The 17,704-nt window shown below is 71.1% G+C and carries 12 protein-coding genes; 7 read left to right on the top strand and 5 right to left on the bottom strand.

Annotation, left to right across the window (positions count from 1 at the left end; translation table 11 throughout):
• Window positions 1-414 carry an organic hydroperoxide resistance protein gene (locus OG542_RS24745; protein WP_189724003.1) on the bottom strand — a complete coding sequence of 138 codons (414 nt, stop codon included), beginning with the start codon at window positions 412-414 and terminating at the stop codon, window positions 1-3.
• Between the two features lie 122 nt (window positions 415-536).
• Between OG542_RS24745 and OG542_RS24740 the strand changes: the two genes are divergently transcribed.
• From OG542_RS24740 to galE, 3 genes are all read left to right on the top strand, one after another.
• Window positions 537-1,013 carry a MarR family winged helix-turn-helix transcriptional regulator gene (locus tag OG542_RS24740; protein ID WP_328413712.1) on the top strand — a complete coding sequence of 159 codons (477 nt, stop codon included), beginning with the start codon at window positions 537-539 and terminating at the stop codon, window positions 1,011-1,013.
• 112 nt (window positions 1,014-1,125) lie between these two features.
• Window positions 1,126-2,742 carry a glycosyltransferase family 2 protein gene (locus OG542_RS24735; RefSeq protein WP_328413711.1) on the top strand — a complete coding sequence of 539 codons (1,617 nt, stop codon included), beginning with the start codon at window positions 1,126-1,128 and terminating at the stop codon, window positions 2,740-2,742.
• A gap of 57 nt (window positions 2,743-2,799) precedes the next feature.
• Window positions 2,800-3,780 (top strand): UDP-glucose 4-epimerase GalE, encoded by a 981-nt coding sequence (galE, locus tag OG542_RS24730; protein WP_328413710.1) that lies wholly within the window; start codon window positions 2,800-2,802, stop codon window positions 3,778-3,780.
• 27 nt (window positions 3,781-3,807) lie between these two features.
• Here the strand turns inward: galE and OG542_RS24725 are convergent, their stop codons facing one another.
• Window positions 3,808-4,443, bottom strand: coding sequence for a TetR/AcrR family transcriptional regulator (locus OG542_RS24725; protein ID WP_311126000.1), 636 nt, complete (start codon window positions 4,441-4,443; stop codon window positions 3,808-3,810).
• A gap of 185 nt (window positions 4,444-4,628) precedes the next feature.
• On the opposite strand from OG542_RS24725, the gene OG542_RS24720 reads away from it, so the two are divergent.
• The 4 genes from OG542_RS24720 to OG542_RS24705 all read left to right on the top strand — a co-directional run bounded on the left by OG542_RS24720 (window position 4,629) and on the right by OG542_RS24705 (window position 10,285).
• On the top strand, window positions 4,629-5,549 hold the full coding sequence (locus OG542_RS24720) for an ABC transporter permease (RefSeq protein ID WP_328413709.1): 921 nt from the start codon (window positions 4,629-4,631) through the stop codon (window positions 5,547-5,549).
• The gene (locus tag OG542_RS24715) at window positions 5,542-6,366 is read left to right on the top strand and encodes an ABC transporter ATP-binding protein (RefSeq protein ID WP_328413708.1); all 825 of its coding nucleotides are present in this window, start codon (window positions 5,542-5,544) and stop codon (window positions 6,364-6,366) included. The genes OG542_RS24720 and OG542_RS24715 overlap by 8 nt, the downstream gene beginning before the upstream one ends.
• A gap of 80 nt (window positions 6,367-6,446) precedes the next feature.
• On the top strand, window positions 6,447-8,642 hold the full coding sequence (locus tag OG542_RS24710; protein ID WP_328413707.1) for a CDP-glycerol glycerophosphotransferase family protein: 2,196 nt from the start codon (window positions 6,447-6,449) through the stop codon (window positions 8,640-8,642).
• Window positions 8,639-10,285, top strand: coding sequence for a glycosyltransferase family 2 protein (locus OG542_RS24705; RefSeq protein WP_328413706.1), 1,647 nt, complete (start codon window positions 8,639-8,641; stop codon window positions 10,283-10,285). The genes OG542_RS24710 and OG542_RS24705 overlap by 4 nt, the downstream gene beginning before the upstream one ends.
• Window positions 10,286-10,553: 268 nt before the next feature.
• On the opposite strand, the gene OG542_RS24700 is transcribed toward OG542_RS24705, so the two are convergent.
• The 3 genes from OG542_RS24700 to OG542_RS24690 all read right to left on the bottom strand — a co-directional run bounded on the left by OG542_RS24700 (window position 10,554) and on the right by OG542_RS24690 (window position 17,554).
• Window positions 10,554-15,515 (bottom strand): NAD-glutamate dehydrogenase, encoded by a 4,962-nt coding sequence (locus tag OG542_RS24700; protein ID WP_328413705.1) that lies wholly within the window; start codon window positions 15,513-15,515, stop codon window positions 10,554-10,556.
• A 786-nt stretch (window positions 15,516-16,301) separates the two neighbouring features.
• Window positions 16,302-16,967 carry an HAD family hydrolase gene (locus OG542_RS24695; RefSeq protein WP_328413704.1) on the bottom strand — a complete coding sequence of 222 codons (666 nt, stop codon included), beginning with the start codon at window positions 16,965-16,967 and terminating at the stop codon, window positions 16,302-16,304.
• 71 nt (window positions 16,968-17,038) lie between these two features.
• Window positions 17,039-17,554: a DUF6912 family protein gene (locus OG542_RS24690; protein ID WP_328413703.1), complete on the bottom strand. Its 516-nt coding sequence runs from the start codon at window positions 17,552-17,554 to the stop codon at window positions 17,039-17,041.
• Between the last annotated feature and the right edge of the window lie 150 nt (window positions 17,555-17,704).

Below are 17,704 nucleotides of genomic sequence, written 5' to 3'. Positions count from 1 at the left end.
TTACTCGATGACGAGGTCGACCTCGATGTTGCCGCGGGTGGCGTTGGAGTACGGGCAGACCTGGTGGGCCTGCTCGACCAGCTTGCGGCCGGTCGCCTCGTCCACGCTGTCGGGCAGCTCGACGCGGAGCGTGACGGCGAGACCGAAGCCCTCGCCCTGCTTGCCTATGGAGACCTCGGCGGTCACGGCGGCGTCGCTGACGTCGACCTTGGCCTGGCGGCCGACGAGGCCGAGGGCGCTGCCGAAGCAGGCGGCGTAACCGGCGGCGAAGAGCTGCTCCGGGTTGGTGCCCTGGCCGTTGCCGCCCAGCGCCTCCGGCATGCCCAGCGCGAGGTCGAGCGTGCCGTCGGAGCTGACGGTGCGGCCCTCGCGGCCGTGGGTGGCGGTGGCGACAGCGGTGTAGAGCGCGTCCATGGAAATCCTTCCCTCTCACGTCACGTTCCGGCGGCCCGCTTCCGGGCCGCCTGACACCTAAGATTAGAGCACACAATTAAGTTGTGTGCAATTAAATGGTGGGTGCGAGCTACCCTGGAGGCATGAACACGCCGGACGACGACTGGCTCCGCCTGGACCAGCAGATCTGCTTCTCCCTGCACGCGGCCTCCCGCGCCTTCAACGGCGTCTACCGCGTGATCCTCAAGGACCTCGGCCTCACCTACCCGCAGTACCTGGTGATGCTGGTGCTCTGGGAGCAGGGCGAGCTGCCCGTGAAGAAGCTCGGGGAGCACCTGCGTCTCGACTCCGGCACCCTGTCGCCGCTGCTCAAGCGGCTGGAGGCGGCCGGTCTCGTGCGCCGGGAGCGCAGCGCCCGCGACGAACGGTCGGTGGAGGTGCGGCTGACCGAGGAGGGCACCGCGCTGCGGACGCGGGCGCTCCAGGTGCCGCGCCGGATCGCCGGCGCGACCGGCTTCGACACCGCCGAGGTCCGCGCCCTGCGCGCCCGCCTCGACGAGCTCACCTCCGCGCTGGACGCGGCCGCGCTCTCGGAGTCACCGGGAGACGGGCGGACGTAGCGAGGCCCCGCGGCCACAGCGGGGCCGCGCGGTCGGAGCGAAGCCGGACGACCGGAGCGACGTCGGGCGTTTTGTTGCTTTCGCACGATTCACCCGACTTACGATCCTCGTAATGAATGCCGCTGTGGATGCCGACAGGCCTCGCCCCCAGGTCGCCGTCGTGGTCATCGGCTACGACGACGCCGCCCATGTGACGGACGCCGTGCGCTCGGCGCTCGCGCAGGGCCCGGCCGTGCGCGAGGTCGTGGCCGTCGACGACTGCTCGGCGGACGGCAGCGCCGGCCTCCTCGACCGGCTCGCCGCGTCGGAACCCCGCCTGACGGTGATCCGCCGCCGGGTCAACAGCGGCGGCTGCGGCACCCCGCGCAACACCGGACTCGACGCGGTGACATCGCCGTACGTGATGTTCCTGGACAGCGACGACGTCCTGCCGCCCGGCGCGGTCGACGCGCTGCTCGGGGCCGCGACGGGCGCGCACGCGGAGGTCGCGGGCGGTCTGTGCGTACGTCGGGAGCTGCCGTCGGGGCGTGAAGTGCCCTGGCAGGCGCGTCTCTACGCGCTCCACGCCGCGGTACCGCGGCCCGCGCAGCGACCGCGCCTGGTCCACGACACGCTCTGCGTCAACAAGCTCTACCGCACCGACTTCCTGCGCGAGCACCGCATCCGCTTCCCCGAGGGCCGCTTCCCGTACGAGGACGTCGTCTTCTCCGCACGCGTGCTGGCCGCGGCCCCGCGCATCGCCCTGGTCCCCGACCGGGTCTACGTCTGGCACGTGCGCCGGTCCGCCGAGCGGCTGTCGATCTCCCTGGACCGGGCCGGCGTCGACAACTGGCGGGCCCGGACGGAGGCGTGCCGGCAGGCGTACGAGATCCTGCTGGGCGCCGGGCAGAAGGAACTCGCGCGGGCCGCACGCGCCAAGTTCCTCGACCACGAACTGCGGATGTACCTGCGCGAGCTGGGGTTGCGTGACGCCGCCTACCGGCGCGCGTGGTGGGAGCTGACGCGGGCGCATCTCGCGGAGTACGACGCCGACGACTGGGCGCGCGACCCCGCCGCTCCGGGCCGGCTTGCCGGGCGGGTCGTCCTGGCCTCCCCGGAGCCGCGCGACCTGCCGCGGCTGCGGGAGCTGGCGGCCCGCCCGGCCCGGCTGCGTCCGCCGTACGCCCGTGCCGCGGACGGCGCGCCCGTCTGGTCGGACGACCTCCCGCAGGTCTCACTGGAGCCCCTGCTGACCCGGCCGGTGCGCGCGCTGCCCCTCGCCGTGGACGCGGAGCTGCGGCCACGCGCGCGTGGCGCCCGGCTGCGGCTGCGCCTGCACGAGCTGTACGGCCGGGTGGCGCGGGCGGGCCCGGAGGCGGTGGAGATGGAGTGGCGGCACCGGGACGACGGGGTAGCCGGCGTCCGCGCCACGACTGGGTTCGCGGCCTCCGCCGGTGGCTGGTCGGCGGAGGCGGACGTCGATCTCCCCGCGCTGGCCGCGCTCGGTACGGGCACCTGGGACCTGCGCCTTCGGGTCCGCTTCCGTGACGGCGTGAGCCGCGAGGTCACGGCGCACGCGCTCGCGGGCGCCGGTCTGCTGCGCCGCAGTGCCGTCCCGAGCGCCCGGCACGGCGTGGTGCTCGTGCAGCCGTACGCCACCCACTCCGGCGCGCTGGCCCTGCGGGTGGCGCCCGGCGTACACGGTGTGCTGTCCGTCGTACGCGCGCGAGTGCGCCGCCTGCTTCACTGAGAATCCGCCTGCTTCACTGAGAACACGACGGGCCAACTGACGAGGGGACTGCCGCACATGACCTGGTTGATCACCGGCGGCGCCGGCTACATCGGCGCGCACGTCGTACGGGCGATGACCGCGGCAGGGGAACGGGCGGTGGTCTACGACGACCTGTCCACCGGTATCGCCGGGCGCGTGCCGGAGGGGGTGCCGCTGGTGGTGGGCTCGACGCTGGACGGCGAGCGGCTCGCGCGTACCCTCGCGGACCACTCGGTCACCGGCGTCGTCCATCTCGCTGCGAAGAAGCAGGTGGGAGAGTCGGTCGAGCAGCCGCTGCGCTACTACCGGGAGAACGTCGAGGGCCTGCGGGTCCTGCTGGACGCGGTGACGGCGGCCAAGGTGCCGTCCTTGGTGTTCTCCTCCTCGGCGGCGGTGTACGGCATGCCGGACGTGGACCTGGTCACGGAGGAGACGCCCTGCGTGCCGATGTCGCCCTACGGCGAGACGAAGCTGGCCGGTGAGTGGCTGGTGCGCGCAACGGGCCGGGCGAGCGGCCTGTCGACCGCGTGCCTGCGCTACTTCAACGTGGCGGGCGCGGCGAGCCCGGAGCTCGCGGACGTCGGGGTCTTCAACCTCGTGCCCATGGTCTTCGAGAAGCTCACGGAGGGCGCGCCGCCGCGCATCTTCGGCGACGACTACGCGACCCCGGACGGCACCTGCGTACGCGACTACATCCATGTCGTCGACCTGGCCGAGGCGCATGTCGCGGCGGCCCGGGCGCTGCGTTCCTCCCCCGGCCGCGCCCTCACGCTCAACATCGGCCGGGGCGAGGGCGTCTCCGTCCGCGAGATGATCGACCGCATCAACGCGATCACGGGCTACGACCGGCCGCCCACGGTCTCCCCCCGCCGCCCCGGCGACCCGGCCCGCGTCGTCGCCTCGGCCGACCGTTCCGCCACGGAGCTGGGCTGGAAGGCCGGACACGATGTCCAGGACATGATCACGTCGGCGTGGGAGGGCTGGGTACGGCAGCACCCGGAGGCGCGGCGGGGCTGATCCGCCCCGGCTGACGAGAAGCCCCTCTCACAACGCCCGCAACGCCCCCGCCGTGGCCCGGGCCAGTGACCCCAGGTACCCCTGCGGCAGCTTCGGGCTGCGGATCACCACCGAGCGCCAGTACAGGGGGCCCGAGATCAGGTCGAGGGCCAGGTCGTGGTCGAGGCCCTCGCGGAGTTCGCCGCGGCGTTCCGCCGCCGTGACGATGCCGGTCGCGACGCCGTCCTGGCCCTCGCGCAGGGCCTTCTGGAGGGCCTCGGCGATGTCGGCGTTGCGGGCCGCCTCGGCCTGGAGGTCGGGGATGATCTGCGAGGCGACGGGGTGGCGCAGGGCGCGGGACGTCACCTCGTACAGCAGCCGCAGGTCGCCCTCCAGGGAGCCGGTGTCCGGCGCGGGCAGGCCCTGCACGGCGAGCGCCGAGACGATGTCGAGGACGAGGTGCAGCTTCGAGCGCCAGCGGCGGTACACCGCCGTCTTCCCGACCCCCGCCCGGCGCGCGATCCCCTCGATGGACATCCGCGCGTAGCCGACGGACGCGAGCTCCTCGAACACGGCCGCCCGGATCGCGTCCGTCACGTCCTCACGCAGTACGGCCGCCCCCGCGGGCGCCCGGCGGCGCGGACGCGGCTGCGGCGGCTCCTCGGCGTTCGCGTTCGTCGTCATGGCGACAGCATAGGGGCGTCACGACGAAACGGTTGCGTTCCGACGCTCGAAAGGCCTACGCTCACGTTGCGACGATACGGTCCCGTCCCGACGTAAGAATTCGTGAAGAGTCCGGTAAACAGCCCCTTTTTCCGCTCGTCACGACCCCAGGTCCCACACCCCTCCCCCGAACGAAAGCAGCGGATGTGAGCCAGGTCCTCGACACACCGCCCCAGCCACCGGCTCCGGCCCCCGCCGACGACGACCTCGCGGCCCTCGCCGCCCGCCACGGCCTCTCGGTCAGCGGAGCCCGGCCCTCCCTGCCCGCGTACGTCCGCCGGCTGTGGGCCCGCCGCCACTTCATCACCGCGTTCGCCACCGCCAAGCTCACCGCCCAGTACAGCCAGGCGAAGCTGGGCCAGGTCTGGCAGGTGATGACCCCGCTGCTGAACGCGGCGGTCTACTACTTCATCTTCGGCGTCCTGCTCGGCACCAAGCACGGCGTGCCGGACTACATCCCGTTCCTGGTCACGGGCGTGTTCATCTGGACGTTCACGCAGAGCTCGATCATGGCGGGCACCCGGGCCATCTCCGGCAACCTCGGACTCGTCCGCGCCCTGCACTTCCCGCGCGCCGCCCTGCCCCTGTCGTTCTGCCTCCAGCAGCTCCAGCAGCTGCTGTTCTCGATGGGCGCCCTGGTCGTCATCCTGCTCTGCTTCGGGGTGCCGGTCGGCGTGTCCTGGCTGCTGGCCCTGCCGACGCTGTTCCTGCAGTTCACGTTCAACGCGGGCGTCTCCATGGTCATGGCCCGGATGGGCGCCAAGACCCCGGACATCGCCCAGCTGATGCCGTTCGTGCTGCGCACCTGGATGTATGTCTCGGGTGTCATGTGGAGCATCGACAAGCTGGCGGACAAGGACAGCCTGCCGCGCGCCGTGACGATCCTGCTGGAGACCAACCCGGCCGCGATCTACATCGACCTGATGCGCTTCGCCCTGATCGACAGCTTCCACGCGAGCCAGCTCCCGGCCCACGTGTGGGCGCTCGCCGTCGGATGGGCGCTGGTCGCCGGTGTCGGCGGCTTCATCTACTTCTGGAAGGCTGAGGAGACGTACGGCCGTGGCTGACAACACCAACGACAAGGTCCCCACCGTCGTCGCCGACGGCGTCGACATCGTCTATCGCGTCAACGGCACCGGCGCCGGACGCGGCTCCGCGACCGCCGCCCTCAACCGCATCGTGCGCCGCAGGAAGACCGAGAAGGCGGCCGGTGTGCGCCGGGTGCACGCCGTACGGAACGTGTCCTTCGTCGCGTACAAGGGCGAGGCGATCGGCCTGATCGGCACCAACGGCTCCGGCAAGTCGACCCTGCTGAAGGCCGTCGCCGGACTCCTCCCCGTGGAGAACGGCCGCATCTACACCCATGGCCAGCCCTCCCTGCTCGGCGTCAACGCGGCCCTGATGAACGACCTGACCGGGGAACGCAACGTGCACCTCGGCGGCCTGGCCATGGGCATGTCCCGCGAGCAGATCAGGGAGCGTTACGAGGAGATCGTCGACTTCTCCGGCATCAACGAGAAGGGCGACTTCATCACGCTGCCGATGCGGACGTACTCCTCCGGCATGGCCGCGCGGCTGCGGTTCTCCATCGCCGCCGCCAAGGACCACGACGTCCTGCTGATCGACGAGGCGCTGGCCACCGGCGACCGCTCCTTTCAGAAGCGCTCCGAGCAGCGCATCCGCGAGCTGCGCAAGCACGCGGGCACGGTGTTCCTGGTCAGCCACAACAACAAGTCGATCCGCGACACCTGCGACCGGGTGCTGTGGCTGGAGCGCGGCGAGCTGCTCATGGACGGGCCGACGGAGGACGTCCTCAAGGAGTACGAGGCGTTCACCGGGGACAAGTCCGCGAAGCCCAAGCCGAAGGTTCCTGTTCGCTCGTGAGGCGTACTCCGGTCGGCCGTTTTGTCCTATTGATGAAACCATGACCGAACACGACGCATCAGTGAGAAGGAGCCCTCGCGATGGCCGAGCTCAGCCTCATCGTCCACGGGGCGAACGTTCAGGACCATCTGACGGAACTCCTCGACTCCCTCGCCGCGCATCCCCTCCCGGACGCCGAGGTGATCGTGGCCGCGGTCGGCGACTGGGCGCGGGAGACGGCCGAGCGGCACACCCCGGACGTCCAGGTGCTGCCCGTGCCGGACGGCATGGGCGACGCCGCGGCCCGGGCGGCGGGCGCGGCACGGGCCTCGGGCCGCTGGCTGCACTTCGTCCACGCCAAGGACGGCCTGCCCGCCGGCGCCCCGCGCACGATCGCCGAGCGGGTGGCCGAGCTGCCCGCCGAGGTGGACGTCCTGCTGCTCGACCACGTCCGCAGCACCTGGCACACCTCCGGCATGCCCTCCCCGAACGGCTCCCTGCTGGCCCGGGCCGGCCGTGCCGACGTCGCCCTCGACGTCTGCGCGCCCCTGCTGCGCCTCACCCCGCTGCTCGGCACCCGCGTCCTGCGCGCGGAGTTCTGGCGGGCGCACGAGCAGCAGCTCACCACCGACGACGAGCCGCACGCCGCACTGGCCGCACTGCTGCTCGCCGACCGCGTCGCCTGTCTGCCGCACGTGGCCTACGAGGACCGCACCCTGCGTCCCGCGAGCCTGCCGCCGGTCACTCCCGAACAGCGCTACGGCCTCGTCGAGCGCTACGAGTCCCTCCTCGACCTCACCCGGGGCCGCCCCGCCGCCCACGCCGTGCTCTACGACGTCATGGTGCGCGACTGCCTGCGCGTCTTCGCGCGCGGCGGCATGGAGGAGGAGGTCGCGCGGGAGTTCTTCCGCCGGGCCTCCCTGGCCGCCCTGCGCCGCCGCCCCGAGGGTTACAGCCGACCCGCCGGTCTCGAAGGCGTCCGCCGCTCCCTGCTCGAAGAGGGCGCCTACGCCAGGTACCGGGCCTTCCAGGCCGTCAACCGCACCCGCCGCACCGCCAAGTCGGCCGTACGGGCCCGCAAGCGCCAGGCCGGCGCCAAACTCCGCGACCACCAGTACCGCCGGGCACTCGCCCGCCCCGTCAACCCCCACCTGGCGGTGTTCGCGGCGTACTGGAACCGCGGCGTCGCCTGCAACCCCGCCGCCATCGCCGCCGAGCTCTCCGAACTCGCCCCGCAGATCCACCCGGTGTGGGTGGTCACCCAGGAGAACGAGGCCCTCCTCCCGCCCGGCACCGACCATGTCGTGCCCGGCAGCCGCCGCTACTGGGAGGTGCTGGCGACCGCCAAGTACCTCGTCAACAACGTCAACTTCCCCAACGCGGTGGTCAAACGCCCGGACGCGATCCACGTCCAGACCCACCACGGCACGCCGCTGAAGCGCATGGGCCTGGACCAGATGGCGTACCCGGCCGCCGCGCAGGGCCTGGACTTCAAGGCGCTGCTGGAGCGCATCGACAAGTGGGACTACAGCGTCTCCGCCAACAGCCACACCACCCGCATGTGGGAGCGCGCCTACCCCTCGCACTACGTCTCGCTCGACCACGGCTATCCGCGCAACGACGTCTACTACACGGCCACGGCCGACGACATCCGCGCCGTCCGCGACCGCCTCGGCATCGACCCGGGCCGCCGGGCCGTCCTCTACGCGCCGACCCACCGCGACTACGAGGCCGGCTGGACCCCCCGCCTGGACCTCGCCGCCCTCGCCGACCGCCTCGGCGAGGACACGGTCCTGCTCGTGCGCGGCCACTACTTCTACGGCGGCGCGGCCTCCCCGCTCACCAACCTGCGCCGCACGGGCCGGATCATCGACGTCTCCTCCTACGACCCGGTCGAGGATCTGTGCCTGGCGGCGGACGCCCTGGTCACGGACTACTCCTCGATCATGTTCGACTACGCCAACCTCGACCGGCCGATCGTGATCCACGCCGACGACTGGGAGACGTACCGCACCACCCGCGGCGTCTACTTCGACCTGATGGCTCAGGCCCCGGGCCCGGTCGCCCGCACCCAGCAGGAACTGACGGAGATCCTCACCACCGAGGCCTGGTGCGACGAGGGCGCGGCGAAGACCAGGGCCACCTTCCGGCGCAGGTTCTGCGAGTACGACGACGGACGCGCCGCCGAGCGCGTCGTACGCCGGGTCTTCCTCGGCCAGGACGAACGCTCCCTGCCGCCGGTACTGCCGATCGAGGAACGCACCCCGGCCCCGACCCCGCAGGAGGCGACCGCATGAGCACCCCCGACGTCACCGTGGCGGCCATCGTCTACAACGACGCCGAACGCCTCACCCGCGCGGTCGACTCGGTCCGCCGGCAGACCCACGCGAACATCGAGATCATCATCAGCGACGACCACTCCACGGACGGCACCCCGGAGGTGGCACGACGTCTCGCGGCCCAGGACCCCCGCGTCCGCCACCTCCGCCTGGAGCGGAACAGCGGCGGCTGCGGCGTCCCGCGCAACCGCGCCCTGGACATCGCCCGGGCGCCGTATGTGATGTTCCTCGACAGCGACGACGAACTCCCCGACGACGCCGTCGCACTGCTGCTCGCCGCGCACCGCGAACGCGAGATCGACTTCGCGATGGGCGCGGTGCAGCGGGTCCGGGTGGACAACGGCCGCCGCTCGACCTGGATGCCGCACCTGGTCGCCGAGCGCCGCACTCTCGACGGCATCGAGGCCGACCCGCGTCTGCTCTTCGAGCACCTGTCGACGAGCAAGATGTACGCCCGCGCCTTCCTCGACCGGTACGGCCTGCGCTTCCCCGAGGGCATCCACTACGAGGACCAGCTGTTCTCGGCGCAGGCGTACTGCCTGGCCAAGAGCTTCACGATCGTCCCGGAGCCGGTCTACCGCTGGTACGTGGCCCCCTACGCCGCCTCCGAGGCGGCGTCGATATCGAACCAGCGGCACAAGCTCGCCAACGTCCGGGACCGTATCCACGTCCAGCACCTCATCGACGCGTTCCTGGCCGAGAGCGGGCACGAGTCGCTGCGCGAGGACAAGGATTACAAGTTCCTCAAGCACGACTTCCGGATGTACGCCGGTGACCTGCCCTACCGGGACGAGGCGTGGCTGTCGTCCTTCGCGGACCTGGTCACGCCGTACCTCGACACGCTCTCCCCCGGCGCGTTCGCCCGTCTCCCGCGCGCCGAACGCGTCGTCCTCCAGCTGATCCGCGACCGCCGTCTGCCGGAGGCCCGGCTGGCGGCCCGCGGCCTGGGTCACGGTGTGGGGCCCAGGCAGATCACTACGGACGGGGAGGGCCGCACGTACTGGGGCGACCGGATCCCGGTCTCCGAATGGTCCCGCCGCGAACTGGACATCTCAGACCAGGATCTGGAGACCCGCCCCTTCCCGAGCGCCCAGTTCCGCCACGAGATCACGGAGATCACCCGAGGCCCGGGCGCCTCCGTCGACCTCGCGATCCGCACCTACGACCCGGCCCTGCGCCTCCCCGTCGGTCCCCGGCGCGCCACCCTCCTCATCGCCCCCGGCGGACACCGCGTCCACGTCCACTTCCGCCTCTCCCCCGTCAGCCCCGGTGTCTTCGAGGGCCACGCCCACCTCGACCTCGGGGCGGCCCTGCTCCCCTTCTACGGCTTCTCCGGAGTCCGCCACCCCTTGCTCCGCCTGCGACACGAGGGCGTCTCCCACACGGGCCTCCTCCTGGCCCCCCTGACCTTCCCGCCCTTCACCACCCAGGTCCCCCACCATCACCTGACCGTGGAACCCGAAGGCCACGCCCCCGGCCGCCTCCAGGCCCGCTGGGAACCCACGGGAGCCACAGCAACCCTGATCCGCCCAACAGTCCGCCGCCTGGCCCGCCCCCGGGTGAAAAGAGCAGCCCGCTTGGTGGCAAGCGCACTGAAGTAAGCAGCCCGCTGAGCTGAGCCGCGGCCCACCGCACCGCCCTAGCTGCGGGCATGCGTGCCTCCCCCAGTGCCTTAAGGGCCTGGGCGGCGCCCCCAGGGCGGCACGGGTGGGCGGTGGGGGTCCCCCCCCCCCCGCTCGAGCGAAGCCGAGAGTGGGGGAGGCACCCCGCTACGCCGGGCTGCGGACCCACGCCCCAGCGCCTGAGGCTCGCCAAGAGGAAAGCGCCCCGGGCCGACAGCGGCCCGGGGCGCCCAAGAGGCCATGCGACCTACGAATGCGTCCGCAGCAGCGTCCTCATCGTGCGCATCGCCACCGACAGGTTGGCGAGGTCGAACGCGTCGGAGCCCTGGATCTCCTCCAGTGTGGTGCGGGCCCGGCCGAGGATCGCCGCGTTCTTCTGCTCCCACGCCTTGTAGCGCTGCTCGGGTGTCGAGGTGCCGTTGCCCACCGCCAGGACGTCTGCGGTCAGCGCCGAGTGCGCCGCGTAGAGGTCCTCGCGGATCGCCGCGCGGGCCATGGACTGCCAGCGGTCGGCGCGGGGCAGATCGATGATGCGGTCCATGAGCTGGGTGATGCGCAGCCGGTCGGCGAGGTCGTAGTAGACCTCGGCGACGTCCAGCGGCTCCCGGTCCATGCGGTCCGCGACCGAGACGATGTCGAGCGTCGGGAACGCGGAGGAGAAGCCGGCCACCCGGGTGGCGAGTTCCTCCGGGACGCCGACGCCCGTCAGCTCGTCGAAGATCTTCTGGTACCACTCCAGGTCGGCGCCGCGCAGCAGATTCGGCAGCTGCCCCCAGACCTGCTCGACCCGGTCGGCGAAGAAGTCGACCGTCTCGGCGAGCTCCAGCGGCTGCGGCCGGTTGTTGAGCAGCCAGCGCGTGCCGCGCTCCACCAGACGGCGCGAGTGCAGGCGGATGCGGGTCTGGACGTCGGCCTCGACCCTGTTGTCGAGCGCCTCCACCCTGTCCCACACCGGGGACTGGCGGAAGATCGCCCGGGCCGCGGTCTGCGCCCGCACGATCTCCTCCAGCGACGCCCCGGTCTCCTCGCGCAGACGGTGCAGATACGTCGTACCGCCCGTGTTGACCGTGTCGTTGACCAGGACGGTCGTGGTGATCTCGCGGCGCAGCGGGTGGCTGACGAGGTGCTCCGGGAACTGCTCGCGCAACTCGGTCGGGAAGTACGCGTGCAGCAGGGTGCTCAGGTACGGGTCGTCCGGCAGCGAGGTGTGCAGCAGCTCCTCGGCGACCGTGATCTTCGTGTACGCCATGAGCACGGCCGTCTCCGGGCCGGTCAGACCCTGGCCCTGGGCGAGCCGCTCACGGATCTGCCGGTCGGCGGGCAGGAACTCCAGCGCCCGGTTGAGGTGGCCCTCCCTGACCAGGTGCTTCATGAAGCGCTGCTGCGCGTGGAGCATGGAGCCGGACTGGGCGAGGGCGTTGGCGATCGCCGTGTTCTGCGCGTAGTTGTTGCGCAGCACCAGGCGGCCGACCTCGTCGGTCATCTCGGCGAGCAGCTTGTTGCGCTGCTTGACGGTCATGTCGCCGTCCGCGACCAGGCCGTTGAGCAGGATCTTGATGTTCACCTCGTGGTCGGAGGTGTCCACGCCCGCGCTGTTGTCGATGGCGTCGGTGTTGATCCGGCCGCCGTGCAGCGCGAACTCGATCCGGCCGAGCTGGGTCAGGCCCAGGTTGCCGCCCTCGCCGACGACCTTGACGCGCAGGTCCTTGCCGTCGACGCGGATGGCGTCGTTGGCCTTGTCGCCGACGTCCGCGTTCGACTCGGCCGAGGACTTGACGTACGTACCGATGCCGCCGTTCCACAGCAGGTCCACCGGCGCCTGGAAAATCGCCTTCATCAGGTCGGCCGGGGTCAGCTTGGTGACCTTGGCCTCGATGCCGAGGGCCTGGCGGATGTGCGCGTTGACCGGGATCGCCTTGGCCGTACGCGGGAAGATGCCGCCGCCGGCCGACAGCAGCTCCTTGTTGTAGTCCTCCCAGCTGGAGCGGGGCAGCTCGAACAGGCGGCGGCGCTCGGCGTAGGAGGTGGCGGCGTCCGGGTTCGGGTCGATGAAGATGTGCCGGTGGTCGAAGGCGGCCACCAGCCGGATGTGCTCGGAGAGCAGCATGCCGTTGCCGAACACGTCACCGGACATGTCTCCGATGCCGACGACCGTGAAGTCCTCGGTCTGGGTGTCCACGCCCAGCTCCCGGAAGTGCCGCTTGACGGACTCCCAGGCGCCGCGGGCCGTGATGCCCATGCCCTTGTGGTCGTAACCGGCGGAGCCGCCGGAGGCGAAGGCGTCGCCGAGCCAGAAGTTGTACTTCTCGGCGACCCCGTTGGCGATGTCGGAGAAGGTCGCCGTGCCCTTGTCGGCGGCGACGACGAGGTAGGTGTCGTCCTCGTCGTGCCGGACGACGTCCGCCGGGGGCACGACCTCGCCGGCCACCATGTTGTCGGTGATGTCGAGCAGCGCGGAGATGAACGTCTTGTAGCTCGCGACGCCCTCGGCCAGCCACGCGTCCCGGTCGACACTCGGGTCGGGCAGCTGCTTGGCGACGAAGCCGCCCTTGGCGCCCACCGGCACGATGACGGTGTTCTTCACCATCTGCGCCTTGACCAGGCCGAGGATCTCGGTGCGGAAGTCCTCACGCCGGTCGGACCAGCGCAGACCACCGCGCGCGACCTTGCCGAACCTGAGGTGCACGCCCTCGACCCGCGGCGAGTACACCCAGATCTCGAACGCCGGACGCGGTGCCGGGAGGTCGGGGATGGCCTGCGGGTCGAACTTCATGGAGACGTAGTCGTGCGGCTTGCCGCCCGCCGCCTCCTGGAAGAAGTTCGTCCGCAGCGTCGCCTTGATGACCGTGAGGAACGACCTGAGGATCCGGTCCTCGTCGAGCGAGGCCACCTGGTCGAGTGCCGCGTCGACCTCCTCCAGCAGCGCGTCCACGATCTCGTGCCCCGCGCGCTGCCGGTCCGGCGACATCCGCGCCTCGAACAGGGAGACGAGCAGGCGGGTGGTGTGGACGTTGTTGCGGAGGGTGTCCTCCATGTAGTCCTGGCTGAACGTCGAAGCCGCCTGGCGCAGGTACTTCGCGTACGCCCGCAGCACCATCGCCTGGCGCCAGGTGAGCCCCGCGCTCAGCACGAGGGAGTTGAAGCCGTCGTTCTCCGCCTTGCCGGTCCAGGTGGCGGCGAAGGCGTCCTGGAAGCGCTCGCGGGCGTCGTCGGCGAGGTAGTCCCCGCTGCCGTTCTGCGAGTGGGGCATGCGCAGGCCGAAGTCGTAGATCCAGGCCACGCTGCGGTCCGGGCAGCGCAGGTCGTACGGCCGCTCGTCCACGACCTCGACGCCGAGCCGGTTGAGGACCGGCAGCACGGCCGAGAGGGAGATGGCGTCGCCCGTGCGGTAGATCTTGAAGCGGCGCTCCTCGGGGGCGGCGCCCACCGGCTCGTACAGGCTGAGCGCGAAGTCCTTGCCCTCCTCGGCGTTCAGCTGTTCGAGGTGGACGAGGTCGGCGACCGCGGCGCGCGGGTTGTGGTCGGCCTTGTAGCCCTCGGGGAAGGCGTGCGCGTACCGGCGCAGCAGTTCGGCCGCGCGCTCCTCGCCGAGCTCGGCGTTGAGCGCCTCGGCGAAGGCGTCCTCCCAGGAGCGGGCCGCCTCCACCAGCCGGGCCTCGATGCGGTCCTTGTCGGAGTCGGACAGCTCCGGCAGCTCGGTGCCCTGCGGGACCCGGACCACGAAGTGCAGCCGGGAGAGGATCGACTCGGTGTTCCATGCGGTGAAGTCGACGCTGATGCCGCCCAGTTCCTCCTTCAGGATCTCGATGATCCTGAGGCGTACGGCCGTGGTGTAGCGGTCGCGCGGGAGGTAGACGAGGGCGGAGTAGTAGCGCCCGTACTCGTCCTGGCGCAGGTAGAGCCGGAGCCGCCTGCGCTCCTGGAGGTAGAGGACGGAGGTGACGATGGACCGCAGCTCGTCGACGGGGGTCTGGAAGAGCTCGTCGCGCGGGTACGTCTCCAGGATCTGGAGCAGGTCGCGTCCGTCGTGGCTGTTGGGTGAGAACCCGGCGCGCTCCAGGACGTCCTCGACCTTGCGCCGGATGACGGGGACGCGGCGCACGGACTCGGTGTAGGCGGCGGAGGAGAACAGCCCGAGGAACCGCCGCTCGCCGACGACATTGCCGTCGGCGTCGAACTTCTTCACCCCGATGTAGTCCAGGTACGACGGCCGGTGCACGGTCGCCCTGCTGTTCGCCTTGGTCAGGACGAGCAGCTTGTGCTCGCGCGCCTTGGCCCGGGCGTCGGCGGGCAGCCGCTCGAACGACGGGCTGACCGGGTGGCTCTCCTCGGCGTCGTGGTGCGGGTCCGCGCGCAGTATGCCGAGCCCGGTGCCGGGGACGGCGGCCAGGGAGTCGTCCTCGCGCAGCTGGTACTCGCGGTAGCCGAGGAACGTGAAGTGGTCGTCGGCGAGCCAGCGCAGCAGCTCGCGGGCCTCCTCGACCTGCGGTCCGGGCAGATCACCGGGGATGGACTCGTCCGGCAGCCCCTCCGCCAGCCGGATCGCCGCCTCCCGCATCTTGTTCCAGTCCTCGACGGCCTCACGGGCGTCGGACAGCACGCGCAGCAGGTCGGCGGTGATCTGCTTCAGGTCGGACCGGTCCGTCTCGCGGTCGGTCTCCACGTGGATCCAGGACTCGACGTGCGCGTCGTGCGGGAGGTCACCGGCGCCGGTCGCCGGCGTGGGCAGCACCTCGATGAGCTTGCCGGTCACATCGCGCCGCACCACGAACTGCGGGTGGATGACGACGTGGATCCCGCGCCCCTGCCGCGTCAGCTCATTGGTGACGGAGTCGACGAGGAAGGGCATGTCGTCGGTGACGACCTCGACGACGGAGTGGCTGCACGTCCACCCGTTCTCTTCCACGGTGGGGGTGTGAACCCGCACGTTGGCCGTGCCCTGGGGGCGGTTCTCGGCCAGCCGGTAGTGGGATACGGCGGCTCCGAAGACATCGACCGGGTCGCGGTCGGCAAGGTCCTCCGGGGCCGTGTGCAGGTAGTAACGCTGGAGGAACGAGATCAGGGACTCGCGGTCCGGGGCTTCCTGGGCGTCTGGGGTCTCCTCGCCCGTCGACCCGGTCGGTAGGTGCCCCCCGACCGGGCTGTTCTCAGCAACCCGGGCGGCCCTCTCGAGCAACTCGGCCTTGGCTTCGTCCAGCTTGGTCTGCATTGTCCTCTGGCTCCTGTCGCGCGCCGTTGCGTGACGTAGAAGGAAGTACGGTCTCTGCGCTGACGACGTCACGCCGTGACACGGGGTATCCGGTCTGTTCCGACGCTATGCCGCCAGACGAGAGGAGCGGGGGTGTCTGAGCCATTCTTGAGCTGCCCCACGGGTGTGACGCTGCTCTCTGCGACGCCTCGGTCCCGGTGGTGCTCGGCGTCCCGGGAGTCATCGATGCCCCGTACCGCCCGCGAAGACCAGCGACTGCCGCCCGGTCACGGATGTGGTCCGTGCTCTCCGGGCGCAGGGCAGGGACGACGACGTCCCCGCGAACTATCGCGCTGATCACGCCACCAAGGCTATCGCTCCTTGCAGGGGCCCCGTCATGAGCCGTATGTGTACAAAACCAGGCCTGGAAGTTTGACGTTCTGCACAGTGCGGACCTCCCCGCTGCGGGCATGCGTGCCGCTAGGGCCTGTCGTTTGGATCAGGGCGCAGGGAATCGGCGGCACCTTGTCAGCGCCGGTGAGCGGGGTCTGGTGCGTGCAGCTGCAAGGCGGAGGAGGGAGTCGACGCGGAGCGTCGGCGAGTGACGACAACGCGGCAGATGTGCGTGCCAGACCCCGCGTCTGCGGCGTGATCCAAACGACAGGCCCTAGGGGCGGCACGGGTGGGCGGTGGGGGTCCCCCCCGCTCGAGCGAAGCCGAGAGTGGGGGAGGCACCCCGCATCGCTGGGCTGCGGACCACCCGGCCCGAGCACCGACGCCGAGCACCCGGAACCCACCATTTTCCGGTCAGGCCGCGAGCCGCTCCGCCTCCGCAACGGCATCCTCCAGCGTGTCCACCACCGGAACGCCCACCGCCTCCAGACTCGCCCGACTGTGCGACCCGCCGGTATACAGCACAGCACGAGCCCCCACATGCAGCGCAGCCATCGCATCATCCGCGGCATCCCCGATCACCACGGTCCGCCCCGGCTCCACCCCCGTCAGCGACGCGAGATGCCGCACCATGTGCTCGGCCTTGCTGCCCCCCGACGGCCCGGTCCGCCCGTCCACCCGTATGAAGTGCGGCTCGATCCCGAACCCCCGCACCAACGGCACCAGCTCCTCATGCACATACATGCTCAGAATCGACTGACTGCGCCCCGCCGACCGCCACCCCGACAGCAGCTCCACGGCCCCCACCGTCAGTCCGCACGTCACCCGATGCTCGGCGTAGTACCGGTGGAAGATCTCATCCATGGCCTCCCACTCGGCCTCGGTCGGCAGCCGCCCCATCAGCCGCTCGTAGAACTTCGGCACCGGCACGCAGTACAGCTCCCGGTACTTCTCCAGCGTCAGCGACTCCAGCCCCAGCTCGGCGAATGCCGCGTTCGTCGCCCCGATGATCGCGTCGATGTCATGGAACAGCGTCCCGTTCCAGTCCCAGACAATGTGCGCGCCCGTCTTCATCCCCATGCCTGAAAACGTACCCGGCCCCACTGACAATCAAGAGAACAGCGCCTCAACGCGCCCCCGGCGCGGACCGCTCAGTCCCCGTGCCCCACCAGGTTCGGGATCTCCTGCGTGGCGAACCACAGCAGCTCGTGATCCTCGGCCCCGTCCACGACGAACTGCGCGTCGTCGTCCCCGGCATCCGCCGCCCCCAGCGCCGCGGCAGCCGCCGTCACATCCGCCTGCGCGTCATCCGCGTCGACATGCACCGAAGCCGCCCTGGCCAGCGCCACGGCCCCCGAGACCCGTACCTCCCCCAGCGCCGTCGGATCGAGCCCCCGGTCGGGGTCGGCACTCGCGGCCCGGTCGGGCACGTCCACGGCCACCACGACCCGGCGCCGCGGCACCCCCGGCTCGATCGCCAGCAGCCGCAACGAGGCCAGCGCTGCCCGGTTCAGCGCCGCGTACTCCAGTTCCTCGATGTCGTCGGAGACGTACCACTCCCGCAGCGCGGGCGTCACGGCGTACGCCACGAACGGCCCGGCTCCCAGCTCACCCGTTTTGTACGCCTCGGCGAGACCGGGGAGGGTCAGGGGCACGTAGACACGCATGGCTGGCCGCTTTCGTGGTCGGTTCATGGTCGGAGGACTCAGGAGGGTCCCGGAGGGCCTCCAGGATACGTGCGGGGGTCCCCTTTCGAGTTCCGGCCCGTGACGCCGGACGCGTCCACCCCGGGCCCTGGATTCACCCGGCACACCCCG

The sequence above is a fragment of the Streptomyces violaceus genome, from assembly GCF_036014075.1.
Taxonomy (GTDB): Bacteria; Actinomycetota; Actinomycetes; order Streptomycetales; family Streptomycetaceae; genus Streptomyces; species Streptomyces violaceus.
This window is presented reverse-complemented; position numbering and strand designations above follow the sequence as displayed.